The organism is Paenirhizobium selenitireducens ATCC BAA-1503 (genome assembly GCF_900492185.1).
GTDB lineage: Bacteria > Pseudomonadota > Alphaproteobacteria > Rhizobiales > Rhizobiaceae > Allorhizobium > Allorhizobium selenitireducens_A.
The window spans coordinates 95,487-112,384 of the sequence record NZ_UEYP01000003.1 but is presented as its reverse complement, the minus strand read 5'-3'; the positions used below and the strand labels follow the sequence as shown (position 1 = coordinate 112,384).

Annotated in this window: 21 protein-coding genes; 14 read left to right on the top strand and 7 right to left on the bottom strand. The window is 63.3% G+C overall.

All coding sequences use genetic code 11. The features are described from left to right. The first annotated feature begins 27 nt into the window (after positions 1–27). The 5 genes from hpaD to hpaR all read left to right on the top strand — a co-directional run bounded on the left by hpaD (position 28) and on the right by hpaR (position 4,238). Entirely contained in the window at positions 28–1,008 is a 981-nt protein-coding gene (hpaD, locus tag RHIZ70P_RS06735) for a 3,4-dihydroxyphenylacetate 2,3-dioxygenase (RefSeq protein WP_115669634.1), read from the top strand. Positions 1,009–1,197: 189 nt separating this feature from the next. Then, positions 1,198–2,070 (top strand): fumarylacetoacetate hydrolase family protein, encoded by an 873-nt coding sequence (locus RHIZ70P_RS06730; protein ID WP_115669633.1) that lies wholly within the window; start codon positions 1,198–1,200, stop codon positions 2,068–2,070. Next, entirely contained in the window at positions 2,067–2,870 is an 804-nt protein-coding gene (gene hpaH / locus RHIZ70P_RS06725) for a 2-oxo-hept-4-ene-1,7-dioate hydratase (protein ID WP_115669632.1), read from the top strand. The genes RHIZ70P_RS06730 and hpaH overlap by 4 nt, the downstream gene beginning before the upstream one ends. A 12-nt stretch (positions 2,871–2,882) precedes the next feature. Continuing rightward, the gene (locus tag RHIZ70P_RS06720; protein ID WP_115669956.1) at positions 2,883–3,653 is read left to right on the top strand and encodes an aldolase/citrate lyase family protein; all 771 of its coding nucleotides are present in this window, start codon (positions 2,883–2,885) and stop codon (positions 3,651–3,653) included. Positions 3,654–3,680: 27 nt separating this feature from the next. Then, positions 3,681–4,238 carry a homoprotocatechuate degradation operon regulator HpaR gene (gene hpaR / locus RHIZ70P_RS06715; protein ID WP_115669631.1) on the top strand — a complete coding sequence of 186 codons (558 nt, stop codon included), beginning with the start codon at positions 3,681–3,683 and terminating at the stop codon, positions 4,236–4,238. Between the two features lie 42 nt (positions 4,239–4,280). On the opposite strand, the gene RHIZ70P_RS06710 is transcribed toward hpaR, so the two are convergent. Beyond that, entirely contained in the window at positions 4,281–4,589 is a 309-nt protein-coding gene (locus tag RHIZ70P_RS06710; RefSeq protein WP_115669630.1) for a ribbon-helix-helix domain-containing protein, read from the bottom strand. A 214-nt stretch (positions 4,590–4,803) separates the two neighbouring features. On the opposite strand from RHIZ70P_RS06710, the gene RHIZ70P_RS06705 reads away from it, so the two are divergent. The 3 genes from RHIZ70P_RS06705 to RHIZ70P_RS06695 all read left to right on the top strand — a co-directional run bounded on the left by RHIZ70P_RS06705 (position 4,804) and on the right by RHIZ70P_RS06695 (position 7,549). After that, the gene (locus RHIZ70P_RS06705) at positions 4,804–5,199 is read left to right on the top strand and encodes a VOC family protein (protein ID WP_115669629.1); all 396 of its coding nucleotides are present in this window, start codon (positions 4,804–4,806) and stop codon (positions 5,197–5,199) included. A 143-nt stretch (positions 5,200–5,342) separates the two neighbouring features. Further along, on the top strand, positions 5,343–5,876 hold the full coding sequence (locus tag RHIZ70P_RS06700; RefSeq protein ID WP_115669628.1) for a twin-arginine translocation signal domain-containing protein: 534 nt from the start codon (positions 5,343–5,345) through the stop codon (positions 5,874–5,876). Positions 5,877–5,977: 101 nt separating this feature from the next. Then, on the top strand, positions 5,978–7,549 hold the full coding sequence (locus tag RHIZ70P_RS06695; protein WP_115669627.1) for a GMC family oxidoreductase: 1,572 nt from the start codon (positions 5,978–5,980) through the stop codon (positions 7,547–7,549). A gap of 90 nt (positions 7,550–7,639) precedes the next feature. On the opposite strand, the gene RHIZ70P_RS06690 is transcribed toward RHIZ70P_RS06695, so the two are convergent. From RHIZ70P_RS06690 to RHIZ70P_RS06675, 4 genes are all read right to left on the bottom strand, one after another. Beyond that, positions 7,640–8,161, bottom strand: coding sequence for a DUF6197 family protein (locus RHIZ70P_RS06690; protein WP_115669626.1), 522 nt, complete (start codon positions 8,159–8,161; stop codon positions 7,640–7,642). A gap of 116 nt (positions 8,162–8,277) precedes the next feature. Continuing rightward, on the bottom strand, positions 8,278–9,471 hold the full coding sequence (locus RHIZ70P_RS06685; protein WP_115669625.1) for a ceramide glucosyltransferase: 1,194 nt from the start codon (positions 9,469–9,471) through the stop codon (positions 8,278–8,280). A 123-nt stretch (positions 9,472–9,594) separates the two neighbouring features. After that, positions 9,595–10,197 (bottom strand): DedA family protein, encoded by a 603-nt coding sequence (locus tag RHIZ70P_RS06680; protein WP_115669624.1) that lies wholly within the window; start codon positions 10,195–10,197, stop codon positions 9,595–9,597. After that, on the bottom strand, positions 10,194–10,559 hold the full coding sequence (locus RHIZ70P_RS06675; RefSeq protein WP_115669623.1) for a hypothetical protein: 366 nt from the start codon (positions 10,557–10,559) through the stop codon (positions 10,194–10,196). The genes RHIZ70P_RS06680 and RHIZ70P_RS06675 overlap by 4 nt, the downstream gene beginning before the upstream one ends. Before the next feature lie 110 nt (positions 10,560–10,669). Here RHIZ70P_RS06675 and ung point away from each other — a divergent pair, with 110 nt between their 5' ends. From ung to RHIZ70P_RS22935, 6 genes are all read left to right on the top strand, one after another. Next, positions 10,670–11,383: a uracil-DNA glycosylase gene (gene ung, locus RHIZ70P_RS06670; RefSeq protein WP_115669622.1), complete on the top strand. Its 714-nt coding sequence runs from the start codon at positions 10,670–10,672 to the stop codon at positions 11,381–11,383. Positions 11,384–11,482: 99 nt separating this feature from the next. Continuing rightward, positions 11,483–12,769, top strand: a complete 1,287-nt coding sequence (locus RHIZ70P_RS06665; RefSeq protein WP_115669621.1) for an NAD(P)/FAD-dependent oxidoreductase — start codon at positions 11,483–11,485, stop codon at positions 12,767–12,769. Positions 12,770–12,913: 144 nt separating this feature from the next. Further along, a complete protein-coding gene (locus RHIZ70P_RS06660) occupies positions 12,914–13,303 on the top strand; it encodes a RidA family protein (RefSeq protein WP_115669620.1) in 390 nt (129 codons plus the stop codon). A 165-nt stretch (positions 13,304–13,468) separates the two neighbouring features. Further along, positions 13,469–13,867, top strand: coding sequence for a DUF1236 domain-containing protein (locus tag RHIZ70P_RS06655; protein ID WP_115669619.1), 399 nt, complete (start codon positions 13,469–13,471; stop codon positions 13,865–13,867). A 90-nt stretch (positions 13,868–13,957) separates the two neighbouring features. Beyond that, entirely contained in the window at positions 13,958–14,257 is a 300-nt protein-coding gene (locus RHIZ70P_RS06650; RefSeq protein ID WP_147293971.1) for a hypothetical protein, read from the top strand. Between the two features lie 17 nt (positions 14,258–14,274). After that, complete coding sequence (locus RHIZ70P_RS22935; RefSeq protein WP_181903962.1) at positions 14,275–14,643, top strand: hypothetical protein; 369 nt, start codon at positions 14,275–14,277, stop codon at positions 14,641–14,643. Between the two features lie 65 nt (positions 14,644–14,708). Here the strand turns inward: RHIZ70P_RS22935 and RHIZ70P_RS06640 are convergent, their stop codons facing one another. Together RHIZ70P_RS06640 and RHIZ70P_RS06635 are read right to left on the bottom strand one after the other, a co-directional pair. Next, positions 14,709–15,290, bottom strand: coding sequence for an NAD(P)H-dependent oxidoreductase (locus RHIZ70P_RS06640; RefSeq protein ID WP_115669955.1), 582 nt, complete (start codon positions 15,288–15,290; stop codon positions 14,709–14,711). A gap of 201 nt (positions 15,291–15,491) precedes the next feature. Continuing rightward, entirely contained in the window at positions 15,492–16,898 is a 1,407-nt protein-coding gene (locus RHIZ70P_RS06635) for an FAD-binding oxidoreductase (RefSeq protein ID WP_115669617.1), read from the bottom strand.

Genomic DNA, 16,898 nt, shown 5'->3' with positions numbered 1-16,898 from the left:
CGCTCGGACGGAGAGGAGGAGAACCCGATGCCGATACCGCAGCCCAATCTTTATCCGCCCTTCAACGTCGTGCGCCTCAGCCATGTCGAGTTCATCGTCAAGGATCTTGCCGCCAGCCGCGCCTTTTATGTCGACACGCTCGGCCTGCAGGTGACCGACGAGGACGCCTCGACCATCTATCTGCGCGCCCTCGAGGAGCGCGGCCATCACTGCATGGTGCTGCGCAAGGGCGAGAAGTCGCAGGTCGCCGCGCTTTCGCTCAAGGTCTATGCGGAGGAAGACCTCGACAAGGCCAAGGCCTTCTTCGACGCCAAGGGACTGGCCAATGGCTGGGTGGAGCGTCCCTATCAGGGGCGTACGCTGCGGGCGGTCGACATCTTTGGCACGCCGCTGGAATTCTATTTCAAGATGGACCGCCTGGCGCCGATCCACCAGCAGTACAAGCTCTATCACGGCGTCAAGCCGCTCCGGATCGACCACTTCAACTGCTTCACACCCGACGTCGATGCCTCGGTCGCCTTCTACAACGAGATGGGCTTCCGGGTTACCGAATACACCGAGGACGACGAGTCGAAGCGGCTGTGGGCGGCCTGGATGCACCGCAAGGGCGGCGTTCACGACATGGCCTTCACCAATGGTCTCGGGCCCCGCCTGCATCACACGGCCTTCTGGGTGCCGACGCCGCTCAACATCATCGACCTGCTCGACCTGATGTCGACCACCGGCTATCTCGCCAATATCGAGCGTGGCCCCGGCCGCCACGGCATCTCGAACGCCTTCTTCCTCTACATCCTCGATCCTGACGGCCATCGCATCGAGATCTACTGCTCGGACTACCAGACGGTCGATCCGGACCTCGAGCCGATCAAGTGGGACCTGAAAGACCCGCAGCGCCAGACGCTCTGGGGCGCACCGGCCCCGCGCTCCTGGTTCGAGCATGGCAGCCTGTTTGCCGGCACGGAAGTCAGCGAGGCGATCTTGAAGGCGCAACCGATCATCGCGCCGTGAGGCGGTGGCGTGACCCCTCCCCAACCCTCCCCACAAGGGGGAGGGGGCGGGTCGGGATTGTGGCCCGCCGATGGTGTCCGAGCGTGGCTCGACGGACGGTGAATGTTGACCAAAGCCGGCGCGTCTGGCGCGACAGACTCCCTCCCCCTTGTGGGGAGGGTCGGGGAGGGGTCTTTAAGAGGAATGACAATGACAACGAAACTGGCAAGCTTCACGATCGACGGCCGCGCCGCCTATGGCGCCATTACCGATGACGGCGTCGTCGATCTTTCGACCCGCTTCGGTGCCCGCTGGCCGACGCTGAAGCAAGTGATCGAGGCAGGAGCGCTCGGTGAACTCGTCTCGGCGGCGGCGGAGATGAAGCCGGACTATCCCGTCAGCGCGATCACCTACGAAATCCCGATCCCGCAGCCGGAAAAGATCATCTGTGTCGGTGTCAATTTTCCCGACCGCAATGCCGAATACAAGGACGGCCAGGAGGCGCCGCCGAACCCGTCGCTGTTTGTCCGCTTCCCGCGCTCGTTCACGGGCCATGACCAGCCGCTGATCCGACCGCCGGAAAGCGAGCAACTCGACTATGAGGGCGAGATCGTCATCGTGATCGGCAAAGGCGGTAGGCGCATTGCGGAAGCCGATGCACTGTCCCACATCGCCGCGCTGTCGCTGTGCAATGAAGGCACGATCCGCGACTGGGTACGCCATGCGAAGTTCAACGTCACCCAGGGCAAGAATTTCGACCGTTCCGGTTCGATCGGTCCCTGGCTCGTGCCCTTTACCGACGAGCGCCAGATCGCCGACATCAGGCTCGAGACGCGGGTCAATGGCGAGGTGCGCCAGAGCGACCGCACCAGCCGGATGATATTCTCCTTCCGGAAGATCATCGCCTATGTTTCGACATTCACGACGCTGGTGCCGGGCGATATCATCGTCACCGGAACGCCGACCGGGGCGGGCGCGCGATTCGATCCGCCGATCTGGCTGAAACCCGGTGATGTGATCGAGGTCGAGGCCGACGGCATCGGTATCCTGCGCAACACGGTTAAAGACGAGGTTAGAAGATGATGACGCCTGATCTGGTCGCCGCCGCTGCGAAAAGCCTCGACGAGGCGGAAAGAACCCGCAAGCAGACCGGGCTTCTGTCGCTCGCCTATCCCGGCATGACGATGGACGATGCCTATGCCGTGCAGGCCGAATGGGTTCGCTTGAAGATGGCGGCGGGGCGCACTTCGATCGGCTGGAAGATTGGGCTCACCTCCAAGGCCATGCAGTATGCGCTGAACATCGACATTCCGGATTCCGGCGTGTTGCTCGACGACATGCGTTTCGACGACGGCGCGGTGATCCCCGATCATCGCTTCATCCAGCCGCGCATCGAGGCCGAGATCGCCTTCATCATGAAGAAGGATCTGTCCGGCCCCGGCGTTTCCGTCTTCGACGTGCTGAACGCCACCGACTATGTCACGCCGGCGCTGGAAATCCTCGATACGCGCATTTTGCGCGTCGATCCCGAGACGATGAAGTCGCGCACCATCGTCGATACCATTTCCGACAATGCCGCCAATGCCGGAATCGTGCTCGGCGGCCGGGCGATGCGCCCCGATCAGGTCGACATGCGCTGGATGGGGGCGATCGTTTCGCGCAATGCCGAGGTGGAAGAAACCGGTCTCGGCGCCGGCGTGCTCAATCATCCGGCCCGCGGCATTGCCTGGCTTGCCAATCGGCTGCATCAGTATGGCGGAAAGATCGAGGCGGGGCAGGTCGTGCTGGCCGGGTCGTTCATCCGTCCGATCGAGGCCCGCCACGGCGACACCATCACCAGCGATTTCGGGCCGCACGGCACCGTCAGCTGCTATTTTGCCTAAGGAGAAATGTTCATGCCCGCACCGGTCAATGTCTTCAAGGAGGCCATTCTCGATGGCCAGATGCTCTACGGACTCTGGGTCGCGCTGGCGAGCCCGCATGCAGCGGAAGTCTCTGCCGGCTCCGGTTTCGACTGGATCCTGATCGATGCCGAACACGGGCCGAACGACATTCCGCTGATCGCCGCGCAGCTCGCCGCCGTCGCGCGTCATGCCGCCCATCCGGTGGTCCGCCTTCCAGTCGGTGAAACCTGGCTGATCAAGCAGGCGTTGGACGTCGGCGCGCAGTCGCTGCTGATTCCGATGGTGGAGACGGGGGAAGAGGCGCTGCGGCTTGCCCGTGCCTGCCGTTACCCCCCGGAGGGCATTCGCGGCATGGGGGCAGGTCTCGGCCGTGCCTCCGATTTCGGCCGGATCGCCGACTATGTCGAAACCGCCAACGAGCAGATCTGCCTGATCGTGCAGATCGAGAGCCAGCTTGGCATCGACAATGCGGAGGCCATCGTGACGACGGATGGCGTCGATGGCGTGCTGATCGGACCTTCGGACCTTGCCGCCGATATGGGCCATACCGGCAATCCGCGTCATCCCGACGTGATGGCGGCGGTCGATGCGCTGATCCGCAAGGTCGTTTTGCTCGGCAAGCCGGCCGGCATCATGACCACCGATCCGACGATGATCCGGCTTGCCCGCGAGGCTGGCGCCTGCTTCATCGCCGTCGGTAGCGATGTGGGGGTCCTGGCGAAGGGCGCGCAGACGCTTCTCGCCGAGGTCAAGAAGGGTTGAGCCTTGGCCCTTAGAGCGGGAGAGGAAATGGCGGACAAGACCGCGGATCAGTCCGAGAACGCCGAGCCGCCGCGCGAGAGTGGGGGACCTGTGCCCCGCGTGCGGCTCCGGCATTTCTCCCGCTCCTTGCCGATGCTTCTGCTCAGGGCGCGAGAATCGGTGATGAAACACTTCCGCAATTCGCTGCGGATGTATGACCTGACCGAGCAGCAGTGGCGCATCCTTAGGGCCCTGATGACCGTCAAGGAAATCGAGGTGACCGAGCTTGCCCGCGCCACCTTCCTGCTCGGCCCGAGCCTGTCGCGCATCCTGCGTGATCTCGAGGCGCGCCAGCTTATCGAGCGTCATCCCGACGAAAACGATCTGCGTCGCGCGCGCATTACCATCAGCGCGGCCGGTCTCGACCTGATCGAGAAGGTTTCTCCCCATTCGGAGGAGATCTATGCCGAAATAACCCGAGCCTTCGGTGCCGAGCGCATGCGGGAAATGCAGAAGCTGCTCGAAGACCTGGAAGCGGTGATGGCCGACATTCAGTTGCCGCTTGCCGCTGGCAAGGGCGAGCCAAGCGACGACCGAGAAGAATGAACCTTCATCCGTCGCGAAGGGAAACGCGCCAATCAGCTCGGTTCATTCCGCCGCGATGATGTGGAATTCGTGATGGGCTTCCGGGTGCTGCGCCTTGCCCATCAGGTAGATCAGACAGCTGGTGCGCAGGAGCGACGCGAAGTTGGACACGGAGCCGTTGATCTCCAGCGCCTCGTCATAGAGTGTCGACAGGAAGCGCGAGGTCGACATCGACTGGCTGACGGCAATTTCGTCGATCAGGTCCCAGAAGGCGGACTCGATCTGGATGCTGGTGGAATGGCCGGCGATCCGGACCGATCGGTTGACCGCGCGGTAGCGGGCGGGGTCCTGTCCCGCAAAGACTTCACACATGGCATGCTCCTCCGGCTTTTCTTTTGTTACGCATTATGCGGCCCGATGGATTGCCGGTCAATTTCCCAAAACGTGGCGGTTTTCGCGCGGCCCGCAGCCTGGCAGCTGCCGATCCGGCAAAAATTGTCGGTGCGGTAGCGGGCTGCTACCCGATTTGCCGCTGGTGGCGGAAACTTCGACCATTCGATGATTTGCCTGAAACGAGGAGCATCCCTTGGCGAAAATGATCCATTCGATGATCCGGGTGATGGAAGAAGCCCGATCGCTCGATTTCTACAGCAAGGCCTTCGGGCTCGACATTGCCGAGCGGCTGGATTTCGACACCTTCACGCTGATCTATCTCAGCAATTCAGAGAGCGAGTTCGAGCTCGAGCTGACCGTCAACAAGGGGCGGGAAGAGGCTTATGATCTGGGCACCGGTTACGGCCACCTCGCCGTCAGCGTCGCCGACCTCGATGCCGAGCACAGGCGCGTGACCGATCTCGGGCTTACCCCCGGCAAGATCGTCGAATTCAACCGCGACGGGGCGTTGCTCGCGCGCTTCTTCTTCATGACCGACCCCGATGGCTACAAGATCGAGGTTCTGCAGCGCCACGGGCGCTACAAGTAAGGCCGCAGGCGCCGTGGGGTGGGAGGCTCCGCGGGCTTGGCATATTCTTGAAAGGGGAGGGCGCGGCCGCCGCGCCGCCCGACGACGGACCGGCAGGAGAACGGTTCCTCGACCATGCCACATGACCCTGGGAGGAGACTGACGTGGTTACGCTTTACGAAAAATCGAATGGGATTTCCCGCCGCGACCTGCTCAAGCGCAGCGGCAGCGTCGGCGCGCTGCTGGTGATCAGCGGCTCGGCGGTGATCTGTCCGCAGGCCGCCTGGGCGCTGGAGGCCAAGGCGCTCAAGCCGGAAACCATGGCGACGCTGATTAAGCTCGCCCGAGACATTTATCCGCACGACCAACTGGCCGACCGCTTCTACGCGATCGCAGTCAAGGGCCAGGACGATCGCGCCGGCAAGGACGAGGCCCACAAGACGCTGATCGAGGATGGCATCGCCGATCTCGACAAGCGGGCCGGTCCGGGCGGCTATCGCGGCCTCGGCTGGGAGGACGACCGGGTGGCCATCCTGCGCGATATCGAGACGACGCCCTTCTTCCAGGCGGTGCGCGGCGATCTCGTCGTCAGCCTCTATAACCAGAAGGAGCTGTGGCCGATCTTCGGCTACGAGGGCGAGTCCTATTCCAAGGGCGGCTATATCGAGCGCGGCTTCGACGACATCGAGTGGCTCTGACGCCGGCCCAAGAGACAGCATAGCCGCCTAAGGAGGCCCATCGCGGATGGGAACGGCGGCCTATTCCGAAAATGCCGAATTGACATTCCTGGGAGGAAATCATGGCAGCGCCTTATGATCTCAACGACGACAGCGTGGTCGTCATCATCGGTTCGGGTGCGGGCGGCGGTACGCTCGGCAACGAACTCGCCCAGAAGGGCATCGACGTCGTCATCCTCGAAGCCGGCAGCCGGCACGAATACGAGGAGTTCATCAACGACGAATGGGAGAGCTTTTCCCAGCTCGCCTGGCTCGACAACCGCACCACCGGCGGCGGCTGGCGCGTGGCGAAGGATTTTCCCAATCTGCCGGCCTGGATCGTCAAGGCGGTCGGCGGCACCACGACCCACTGGGCGGGCGCCTCGTTGCGCTTCCAGGAGCACGAGTTCAAGACGCTGACCAATTACGGCAAGGTCGAGGGCGCCAATCTGCTCGACTGGCCGATCACCCTTGCCGACCTCGAGCCCTACTATGCCAAGGCCGAAGACAAGATGGGCGTCACTCGCACCAACGGCATCGAGGGTTTGCCCGGCAACAACAACTTCAAGATCCTCAAGGCCGGTGCCGACAAGCTGGGCTACAAGGAATGTCACACCGGCAACATGGCGATCAATTCGGCGCCGCGCGACGATCGCAACAGCTGTCAGCAGACCGGTTTCTGCTTCCAGGGCTGCAAATGGGGCGCCAAGTGGTCGACGCTCTATACCGAAATCCCGAAGGGTGAGGCGACCGGCAAGCTGGAAGTCAGGCCGAACTCGCATGTCGTCAAGATCGAGCACGACAAGTCGGGCAAGGTGACGGCCGTCGTCTATGCCGACAAGGACGGCAACATGAAGAGCCAGAAGGCGCGCATCGTCTGCGTCGCCGGCAACTCAATCGAAAGCCCGCGCCTGCTGCTCAATTCGCATTCCTCGATGTTCCCGGACGGCCTTGCCAATTCTTCCGGCCAGGTCGGCAAGAACTACATGCGCCACACCACCGGCTCGGTCTATGCCGTGTTCGAAAAGCCGGTGCATTTCTACCGCGGCACGACCATGGCCGGCATCATCCGCGACGAGGCGAGGCACGATCCGTCGCGCGGTTTCGTCGGCGGCTACGAGTTGGAGACGCTGGCGCTCGGCATCCCGTTCATGGCGGCCTTCCTCGATCCGGGCGGCTGGGGCCGGTCGTTTGCTTCGGCCATGGACCAGTATGCCAACATGGCGGGGCTCTGGATTGTCGGCGAAGACATGCCGCAGGAGCAGAATGCGGTGAAGCTGCATGGCGAGCTGAAAGACAAATACGGCATGCCGATCCCGGACGTGTGGTTCACCGACCACCCGAATGACGAGGCCATGCGCAATCACGCCTATAGCCAGGGCATCAAGCTCTACGAGGCTGTCGGGGCAACCCGCGCCTTCCCGACGCCGCCCTATCCGTCGACCCACAATCTCGGCACCAACCGCATGAGCGAGAAAGCGCAGGACGGCGTCGTCAACAAGCATGGCCAGACGCACGACATCAAGAACCTGTTCGTCTCCGACGGCAGCCAGTTCACAACGGGTGCGGCGGAAAACCCGACGCTCACCATCGTGACGCTGGCGATCCGTCAGGCCGACTATATCGCCGAACAGATGGGCGCCGGCGCGATCTGACAGGAACCTCCCTGCGGACGGGGGCGGTGCGAAGGCACCGTTCCCGTTGCGCATGGGGCTACTGAGTTAACCCGCGAAGGCCTTGCGGTCTCATGGATCAACAAAGCCCAGCGACCTCATCATTTCTCTGTCGAAGCTCTCGACATCACTGCCGCTTCTCTTCAATTCCGATGATTCCTGTCTCCTGCCTTCGGCATAAGCAATCGCTTTGTCGAGCGCTGCGAGCACCTGCTCTTCTGTTCGGCCTTTGGCATCGTTCCAATACATATAGTACCGACCCCAGTAGGGAACGGCCAACGGATCATTCGTTGAGGTAAGGCTTGAGGCATCCGGGGCGTCTAGGGCCTGATCCAGCGCCAATTTGGCATATTCAAAGTCGACAAGGCTTTTTCTTTCGCGCAGCCAAGCGTCTTCCATCGCCGTGGCAAGACACCTGGCCTCGGTTGGTTCAGTTGCGCCCTGTTGCCAGCCTTTCTCCTCGATGGCGGTCTTCGCGGCTTGAAGGATCTGCACCGCGGATTGCCATTCCTCCACATTGAGCGGCAGCTGGTCTTGGGCCGTCACGCTGCTTGCCGATATCATCATTAAGATCCCCACAATGATATTTCTCATGGCTTCCTCCCCTTTAACCTCTGGTTGAAACTCTACCACAGTCACGGGGAGCTTGAAATGAGCAGCTTTTTACGGAACAGTCGACCTGAGCCCTTCTCAAGGGAGACGCGAGGCGGTCAGTGCTTGAGGGTCGCGAGCGCCTTGGCCCGTTCCTTCGTCTTGTCGACGATGCGGCGGATGCGCACGGTGGCCGGCGCCTTGTCCTGCGTGCCCGAGGCGACGGTCATCGGGTTGCCGCGCCAGACGAAGCCATCGCCGAACCAGGCGGTGATCCAGAGGGCCGGCAAAGCGAGATCGCGAAGGATCATGGCGGGGAGCGTCAGGCGTCCCATGTGCCAATGGAAAGCGCGGGTCAGCAGGATCTCGCCACCATACCAGGCGAGCACGTAGAGCATGAAGGTCAGCGGCGAGCAAATGCCGGCCGCGGTCAGGCCGGCAAGCGCCAGGATCGGCAGCGCGCCGCCGGCGAGAAGTTCGGGCAGGAAGAAGAGCGGGAAGGACGAGCGGCGCAGGCGGGCCCAGCGCAGCTGCCGCCGCCACACGGTGATGAGCGTGCGCCGGCCGAGCGGCTGGTCGAAGGGCTCGGTCACCAGCCTCACCTTGAGGCCAATCTGCCGGATGACATGCGTTGCCGCGGCATCTTCGGCCACTTCCTCACCGAGGCGCTCGAAACCGCCGGCGCGCGCCATGACCTGACGATTGAGCAACATGGTCTTGCCTTGGGCAAATCCGATCCCGATAGCATCCGCCAGCAATTGCCAGCGTGCCTGGAAGCTGTTCAACCAGGCGCATTCGAGAATCGCTGCAAAGCCCTGAGGGGCTGCGCCGATCGGCGGCGAGCAAACCAGACCGGTCCCTGTTGTCCATCGGACGAAGAGCCGTTGCAGGTAGTCGGGCGGCATCAACACATTGCTGTCGGCGATGACGATCCAGTCATGCTGGGCCGAACGCCATCCCTTGACCAGATTGTTCATCTTCGGGTTGACGCTGAACACGTCCTCGCCGACCATCAGCCGAGAGGCCCTGTCCGGGTGCGTTGCCATGCAGTCGCGGGCAATCTTGATGGCTGGATCGTTGGCTGACGCGACGCAGAAGACCACTTCATAGTCGGGCCAGTCGAGGCGAAAGGTCGAGGCAAGCGTCTCGGCCAGATTGTTTTCGCGCCCGCACAAGGGCCTGAGAATGGTGACCGCCGGGCGGACGGTCCAGGTTGCATCGGGTTCCACCCGCTTCTTGCGTATCAGTACGATCAGGATGCTGAGCAGATGAACGCAAAGGGCGATTGCGCAGATCCAGAACAAGAAAGTCATGGCACATCCTCGTGGCGGGGGCGCTCTGGCATAGCACCGGCATATGACAGTTCGGCAACCATAGCCTCCCGTCAGAGGCGCGCCAAGTCGTGGAGCGGGCGCCAAGGCGCTTCACGAGCGTCGCTAGGCCTTGCCTTCCTTGTACCGCAGGATGCGGACGATGCGCCAGCCGAGGTAGAGCGCGATGACGCCGGCGGCGAGGAAACCGCTCAGATCGCCGACGATCTCGGCAATGGTCATGACATTGTCGCTGAAGGTCACCCCGAGGCTGGTATAGCCGCCGACCCAGAAAACTTCGCCGGCCACCCCGTAGAAGGTGAAGCGCGCCCAGGAAAAGGCCGTGGCGCCGGCGAGCAGGTTGACATAGGGCCCGAGCGGGGCGAGCAGCCAGCGGGTGAGGAAAATGGCAACCGCGCCACGAGTGTTGATCCGCTCTTGCGCGCTGGCGAGTGCCTGCTGGCGAGCCGGCGTTCTCGCCAACCGCGACACGATGGTGGCGCCGCCCAGCCGGCCGATGGCAAAGCCGGTCTGGTCGCCGAGCACCGCCGCGCCAAGCGCGGTCAAGAAAACCGCGGTCAGGTTGAAATCGCCGGCGGCGGCGAAGGCGCCCATCAGCATCATGACAATCGAGGCCGGAAGCGGCAGGCCAAGGCAGCTCAAGCCGGTGACCGCCGCGAGCAGGGGCAGGCCGTAGACGGGCAGGAGCGCCAGCAACTGGTCCGTCATCTGGCTTGCTCTTCGGCACGCAGCTGTGCGATCGCGGCCTCGATATCCTTCTCCAACGCGTCGAGCGGCTGGCCCCGGTCGCGGGCGATCCGCTCGAGCGTCGGCCGCGTCTTCCGGTCCGGATTGTCCGGCGGCCGAAGGTCGAGGATCTCGATCAAGCGATCGCGCGGCACCTCGTAGGAATGGGCGATGTAGCCGATCGTCATCCAGCCTTCGAGCGGCTGGTTGCGGTGGGCCGGGTCGCTCCAGTAGAGCACGGAAAGCAGGAAGCGGGCGGCAAAGAACAAGGCGATCAGCGTCGCGCCCAGGAAACCGCCGAGCAGCAGGCGATGGCGCTGCCAAAGTATCGCGAGAGCCGTCACCTGTCGTTCCCCACCGAATTCTCCATGTCGCCCGAGGCCGGACTTGACAGCCGTGGTCTCTGGCTTTCAATCGTCCGCGATCATCTAAACGGAAAAGGCACGTTGCGGCAATGAACGCTTCTGATGTTTGTCTCGAGGAAAGCTGGAAGAGGGTGCTCGGGCCTGAATTCGCAAGCCCTTACATGGGCCAGCTCAGGGAGTTCCTGCGTGCCGAGAAAGGCGACGGCAAGCGTATCTTTCCCAAGGGTGCGGAGTATTTCCGCGCCCTCGACCTGACGCCGCTTTCTCGCGTGCGGGTCGTCATTCTCGGCCAGGACCCCTATCACGGCGCGGGACAGGCCCATGGCTTGTGCTTCAGCGTCCGGCCCGGTGTGCGCATTCCCCCGTCTCTGGTCAACATCTACAAGGAGATGGAGAGCGATCTGGGCATACCGCGCGCGTCCCATGGCTTTCTCGAGAGCTGGGCGCGACAGGGCGTGTTGCTGCTCAACAGCGTGTTGACCGTCGAGGAGGCGCGCGCCGGCGCCCATCAGGGCCGAGGCTGGGAGCGCTTCACCGATGCGGTCATCCGGGCCGTCAACGACGAATGCGACAATGTCGTCTTCATGCTCTGGGGTTCCTATGCGCAGAAGAAGGCGGCTTTCGTCGATGGCAAGCGCCATCTGGTGCTGAAGGCGCCGCATCCCTCGCCGCTATCCGCCCATAACGGTTTTTTCGGTTGCCGGCATTTCTCCAAGGCGAACGAATTCCTCGTCGCGCGGGGGCTCGATCCGATCGATTGGAGACTGCCGGATGCGCCGCTCGGGAACCATCCTGAACTGTAGGCGACCCTCCGTATACTCCCTAAAATTTTATTGATTTCGGCCTTGGCCCGGTCCAGCATGCCCGCTGATTTTTGAAGGCATTTTTCAGGACGTATTGGCATGACCCCGTTGCATTTTTCGCAGCCACTCTGGCGGCGGCCCCCGCGCGCCCTGTTCGCCGGTGAGCCGATATCCTCGCCGGAGCGCGTCGACCTGACCGTCATCGGCGGCGGCCTGCAGGGACTTTCGACGGCCTATGCCGCGGCACGCAGGGGCCTTTCTGTGCGGGTGATCGAGGCGCGCGAACTGGGTGAGGGGGCGTCCGGCCTGAACGGCGGACAGGTCATTGCCGGCCTGAAACAGGATCCGGACTGGCTGATGCAGCATTTCGGCCAAGCTCGAGGCAGCGCGTTGGTCGATTTTGCCGCCGGCGCCGCCGATGCGGTTTTCGACCTGATCCAGACGGAGGGCCTGGACGTCGAGCACGTCCGGTCCGGCTGGATTCAAGCGGCCCATACCCCGGCGGCCCTTGTGGCCGCCGAGGAACGCAATCGTCAATGGCGGGCGCGGGGCGCCGATGTGATGCTGTTGAACGGCGCGGAAGTGGCGCTGCTCACTGGGGCGAGCGGCTATCTCGGTGGCTGGCTCGATCGCCGCGGCGGTACCATCGATCCGCTTGCCTTCGTCTTCGAACTGGCACGTCTGGCGACCCAGTCCGGTGCCCGGATCGCCACGGCTACGAGGGCGATCGGGTTGCGGCGCGAGGGGGCGGACTGGCTGGTCGATACCTCGGCTGGATACCCGGTCAGGTCCCGTTCCGTCGTGGTCGCCACTAATGCCTATTCCGACCGGCTCGTTGCGGGGCTGGCGCGAAGCCTCCTACCATTGCATTCCTTCCAGATCGCCACCGCGCCCTTGCCGCCGGACCTGCGGGAGACCATCCTGCCGCATGGGCAGGCCGTCTCCGACAGTCGCCGTATTGTGGTCTATTACCGCAAGAGCCCGGACGGCCGCCTGGTGTTTGGCGGGCGCGGCCGGATGGCCGAGCCGAAAAACGAGACGGACTGGGACCATCTGCAACGGGCGATGCTCCGGCTCTTTCCGGCGCTTGAGGGCGTGACCATCGAGCATCGCTGGTTCGGTCGCGTGGCCATGACGCCGGACCAACTCCCGCATGTCCATGAACCGGAAAGGGGCCTGCTGGCCGTTGCCGGCTGCCAGGGACGGGGTGTCGGATTGATGACCGCGCTCGGGCCCCGTCTGGTCGATTACATCCAGGGTGGCGATCCGGCCGCCTTGCCGTTACCGCTGACGCCGATCCGCCCAATCCCGTTTCATTCCCTTCGCGCGCTCGGCGTCGGCGTCGCGATCGCCTGGTATCGCATGCTTGACGGAATGGAGGGGTAGCGATGCTCGGTCGAGTTGGCGGATGCGGCCCGGGGAGGCACGGCCTGTCGTGGCGATGATCGGCCGCCGCGGCCTTGCAAGCGCCGTCGCTTGCCGTTTAACTGATCGCACCGTCCACCCGATGTCCAAGGGCCTTCCTTCACGATGAAACGCGTCTTCAATCCGCCATCCGTTCGCCCTCCCTTCGGCCAGTATAATCACGGGCTGCTCGTGCCGCCGGGCGCGAGCCTGCTGGTGACGTCGGGCCAGTTGGGCATTCGTCCCGATGACAGCATTCCGGACGATGTGACCGGCCAGGCGGAATTGTGCTTCGAGGCGATCAAGGCCATTCTGGAGGAGGCTGGGATGAGCTTTGCCGACGTCGTCCGGATCTCGGGCTTCGTCACCCGGCGGGAGGACTTCGCCGCCTATATGGCGGTTCGGGACCGGTACACGCTGGAGCCGAAGCCGGTTTCGACGCTGATCGTCGTCGGTGGTTTTACCCGTCCGGAGTTTCTCGTCGAGGTCGAGGTCACGGCGGCAAAACTCGTCTGAAACGCCCGCATTTGCGGCGTTGAATGCCTGCCGGCGGCGGCTTGCAGGATGTTTCCGTGCCGACGCGCGGACTTTCCCCCACCATTCGAAGGGTATTTTCAGGAACAAAAGGGAGCCCCGCAAGTTCTTACGGTCAATGGCACATCAACAAGAAAGGATACCGCCATGAAGACCAAGATTCTTGCAGTTAGCGCCATCGTGCTCGGCTCGATCGCTGTCCCTGCCATCGCTCAGGAAGGCACCGTCACGGGTGCTGCCGGTGGCGCCGTGACCGGCGCGATCGTCGGTGGTCCGGTCGGCGCGGCCGTCGGGGGCGTCGTTGGTGCCATTGCCGGCACTGCCGTTGCTCCGCCGCCGGCCCAGGTCGTGACCTATGTCCGCCAGCAGCCGGTTCCGACCGAGACGGTCGTGATCGAACAGCCGATCGTCGTCGGCAAGCCGATCCCGGATACGGTCGTGCTGACCCCGGTCGCCGAAGACCCGACCTATTCCTATGCCGTGGTCAACAATCAGCGCGTCATCGTCGACCCGCAGACCCATGTGGTCGTCCAGGTCGTCGAGTAACGATCAATGATGATGCCGGGCGGCGCATAGCTGCCCGGCGGCATGCACCAGCATTCTGACATTCTGATAACCCTGATCAAGGAGCGGGCGATGAAAACGTCGGTCCTCGCACTGAGTGCGTTAGTCATCGGTCTTTCCGTCGCCCTTTCGGTGAAGGCCGCAAGTCAATCCAGCGATCGCCCTGACGCGGCGGTCGTGCTCCAGCCGGAGGCGCAAGCCGCAGGGTGGAGGGTCGAGGCGGCGCTTCAACAGGAACCGCAGGATGTCGTAACCAATCGGCCGGTCGATGTATTCGCACCGCGTCCGATCCCTGAGAACAGACTGAACATTCGTCGGGTGGGGCCGCGCTTTTTCCCCGATCCGACCCACGCGCTCGATCTCGGGCGCTGAAACCGAGGAGACCTGACATGACTGATTATCAGACCAACACCACCCGTCCCGTCCATCCGCAGGATCCGAGAACCCCGGCGGATCGTGGCACCACCGTCGTCAACAATGACCGCAGCAGCGGCGCCGGTTGGGCTGTCGCCCTCCTCGTCGCCGTCGCACTCGGCATCGGCGCCGTCTTCATGTTCACCGACTTCTCCCTGAACGGCGATTCCGTCGATGTAGACGTCACCGCTCCGACGAGCTCGGCACCGGCTGATCCTGCCCCGGCGACCGATGCCGCTCCGGCTCCGGCTGCCCCGGCAACGCCGGCTCCTTCGACCGATGCCGCTCCGGCTGCCCCGGCCGCTCCGGCTCCGTCCACGACGCCCGCACCGGCTGGCCAGTAACCCCCTCGCTGCCCAGCTTCGTGCAAACGGCCGGCTCCCTATGCGGGGGCCGGCCTTTTGCGTGATCAGAAGTCTTCCATGACCTTGCGGACGCGGGCGAGAAAAGCCGCCCGTGTCTCCTCGGTGCAGTTGTTCATGTCGTAATGGGCGAGATACTTGACCGGCGCGCCGATCTCGATCTGGGCGCGCAGCACGCGGGTGACGATCTTCTTCGGTGGATTGCCGACGAGAAAGGCGCGCCAGGGCGTAGCACCATAGGTCATCACAGCGGCCAGCTTCCTGATGTGGCGCAGCGTCGGCGTCAGCTTGCCGTCCTCCAGGTCGAACGACACGCCCTTGACCCAGACGCGGTCGAAATAGCCCTTGAGCATGGCCGGGAAACCGAAGTTCCATACTGGCGTGACGATGACCAGGGCTTCCGCCGCCTTCAGCCGCTCGACATGGGATTTCACCAGGACGGTGTTTTCCGGATAGTCGTGGTAGACGGTGCGGTCGTGGGCGGAGAGGACGGGGTCGAAACCTTCCTCATATAGATTGCAGCCATCGACCTCGTGGCCCGCCTTGGTCAGGCTCTCGCAGGTCTGGCGATAGAGCGCCCGGCCATAGCTTTCGTCGAGCGGATGGGAATGCAGAACGAGTACGCGCATCGTGTTGAAAAGCTCCATGTCGTGGCCCGGCACTGAATGCCGCCGAGCGTTGAGTGAAAATTTTCCGCGCCGTTTGTCCCGATGATCAGCGGCCCGCCGCCATAGCCGGGCCTTTGACCACCATGGTCGTTTCCATGCGTCGAGGCCGTTTGCGAGCCCCGATCGGGAGTACCTTCGGATGTTCTGTCTGTCGTGGCGGTATCAGGTCTCCATGAATGCCTGGAGACCGGGGAAGAGGTAGTTCTTGCCGGCCTTGAAGTCGAAATCGGGATTGTCCCAGGCGATCATCTTGCCGGGGTTCAGGAGGCCCTTCGGATCGGTTTCCTTCTTGAAGGCGAGCTGAACCGTGTCCGTCTGCTTCATGCCGCCTTCCTCCAGCGTGTAGCGGTGCGGGTTGAAGATCGGGCAACCGTTCTCCTCATGGATCCTGATGATCTCCTCCAGCCGTTCCGCCGTGGTGTAGCGCACCAGCGGCAGGCCCGAGCACTGGATCGCGCCGTCGAACTTGATGAATTCGAGGTGGCCGATCACTTCGTCGCCGAAGATTTCCACCATTCTGCCGACCTTCTCTACATGGTTCGGACCGGGATACTGGACCTGCAGATAGGTGAAGCCCGGATCGAGCTTCAGGGCGCGCAGGGTGGTGTGGTTCCAGGCCAGTTCATAGGCATGCGGTATGCCCTTCATGCTTTCGACCGTGTCGGAGCGGAAGCGGATTTCCCCCTTCATCTTCTCGACATAGGAGGCGAAGGGTTCCATCGAATGCGGCGCGACCATCAGCACGACGACAGACTGGCCTTCCTTCAGCCAGGGCTTGTGGCGGGTGAAATACTCATAAGGCACAGGGGCGGCGATCGGCGCGACTTCCTTCAAAAGAATGCCGTTGCGATGGGTGAGCGCATCGGCGAAACGCACCGCGTCCATGAAGTCGTCATAGCCGACGATGACGTCGACCCAGTCGTAAGCCGGGGCGAGCGGCATCTCGACTTCGGTGATGATGCCGTTGGTGCCGTAGGCGTGGGAAACCTTCTGCAGGTCCCAGGCCGAAAGCTCGAGCACGCGCGGTTCCGCTTCCATGGTCACGACGCGCAGGCGCAGGATGTTGCCGAGGTCGCGCAAGCCGCCCCAGGTGATCGAGCCGACCCCGCCGGAGCCGCCGGCGATAAAGCCGGCGATCGTCGCGGTCTGGGCGGTCGAGGGATGAAAGCGCAGTTCCTGGCCGGAATGGGCCTTGGTCTCCTTGTCGAGTTCAGAGACGATGACGCCTGGTTCGCAGATCACCCGCCCCGGATGGATCGCCTTGATCTTGTTCATGTTCATCAGGTTCAGGATGATCCCGCCGGAGAGCGGCATGGCCTGGCCGTAATTGCCGGTGCCGCCACCGCGCGGCGTGACCGGCACGCCGTGGGCGTAAGCCACCTTCAGCGTACGGATGACTTCCTCTTCGCTCTTCGGCGAGACGACGAGGTCTCCGACGACATTGTCGAGCTGGGCCTTGAGGATCGGCGAGTACCAATAGAAGTCGCGGCTCTTCTGTTTGACGAGCGCCGGATTGTCTTCGACCGCAATGCCTTCGAGTTCCTTTTTGATCTGCTGGTAGTCGGCCAT

Coding starts and splice junctions, on each gene's coding strand:
- hpaD (WP_115669634.1), top strand. CDS start 28: ATGCCGATACCGCAGCCCAATCTTTATCCGCCCTTCAACGTCGTGCGC.
- RHIZ70P_RS06730 (WP_115669633.1), top strand. CDS start 1,198: ATGACAACGAAACTGGCAAGCTTCACGATCGACGGCCGCGCCGCCTAT.
- hpaH (WP_115669632.1), top strand. CDS start 2,067: ATGATGACGCCTGATCTGGTCGCCGCCGCTGCGAAAAGCCTCGACGAG.
- RHIZ70P_RS06720 (WP_115669956.1), top strand. CDS start 2,883: ATGCCCGCACCGGTCAATGTCTTCAAGGAGGCCATTCTCGATGGCCAG.
- hpaR (WP_115669631.1), top strand. CDS start 3,681: ATGGCGGACAAGACCGCGGATCAGTCCGAGAACGCCGAGCCGCCGCGC.
- RHIZ70P_RS06710 (WP_115669630.1), bottom strand. CDS start 4,589: ATGTGTGAAGTCTTTGCGGGACAGGACCCCGCCCGCTACCGCGCGGTC.
- RHIZ70P_RS06695 (WP_115669627.1), top strand. CDS start 5,978: ATGGCAGCGCCTTATGATCTCAACGACGACAGCGTGGTCGTCATCATC.
- RHIZ70P_RS06690 (WP_115669626.1), bottom strand. CDS start 8,161: ATGAGAAATATCATTGTGGGGATCTTAATGATGATATCGGCAAGCAGC.
- RHIZ70P_RS06685 (WP_115669625.1), bottom strand. CDS start 9,471: ATGACTTTCTTGTTCTGGATCTGCGCAATCGCCCTTTGCGTTCATCTG.
- RHIZ70P_RS06680 (WP_115669624.1), bottom strand. CDS start 10,197: ATGACGGACCAGTTGCTGGCGCTCCTGCCCGTCTACGGCCTGCCCCTG.
- ung (WP_115669622.1), top strand. CDS start 10,670: ATGAACGCTTCTGATGTTTGTCTCGAGGAAAGCTGGAAGAGGGTGCTC.
- RHIZ70P_RS06665 (WP_115669621.1), top strand. CDS start 11,483: ATGACCCCGTTGCATTTTTCGCAGCCACTCTGGCGGCGGCCCCCGCGC.
- RHIZ70P_RS06660 (WP_115669620.1), top strand. CDS start 12,914: ATGAAACGCGTCTTCAATCCGCCATCCGTTCGCCCTCCCTTCGGCCAG.
- RHIZ70P_RS06655 (WP_115669619.1), top strand. CDS start 13,469: ATGAAGACCAAGATTCTTGCAGTTAGCGCCATCGTGCTCGGCTCGATC.
- RHIZ70P_RS06650 (WP_147293971.1), top strand. CDS start 13,958: ATGAAAACGTCGGTCCTCGCACTGAGTGCGTTAGTCATCGGTCTTTCC.
- RHIZ70P_RS22935 (WP_181903962.1), top strand. CDS start 14,275: ATGACTGATTATCAGACCAACACCACCCGTCCCGTCCATCCGCAGGAT.
- RHIZ70P_RS06640 (WP_115669955.1), bottom strand. CDS start 15,290: ATGCGCGTACTCGTTCTGCATTCCCATCCGCTCGACGAAAGCTATGGC.
- RHIZ70P_RS06635 (WP_115669617.1), bottom strand. CDS start 16,898: ATGGCCGACTACCAGCAGATCAAAAAGGAACTCGAAGGCATTGCGGTC.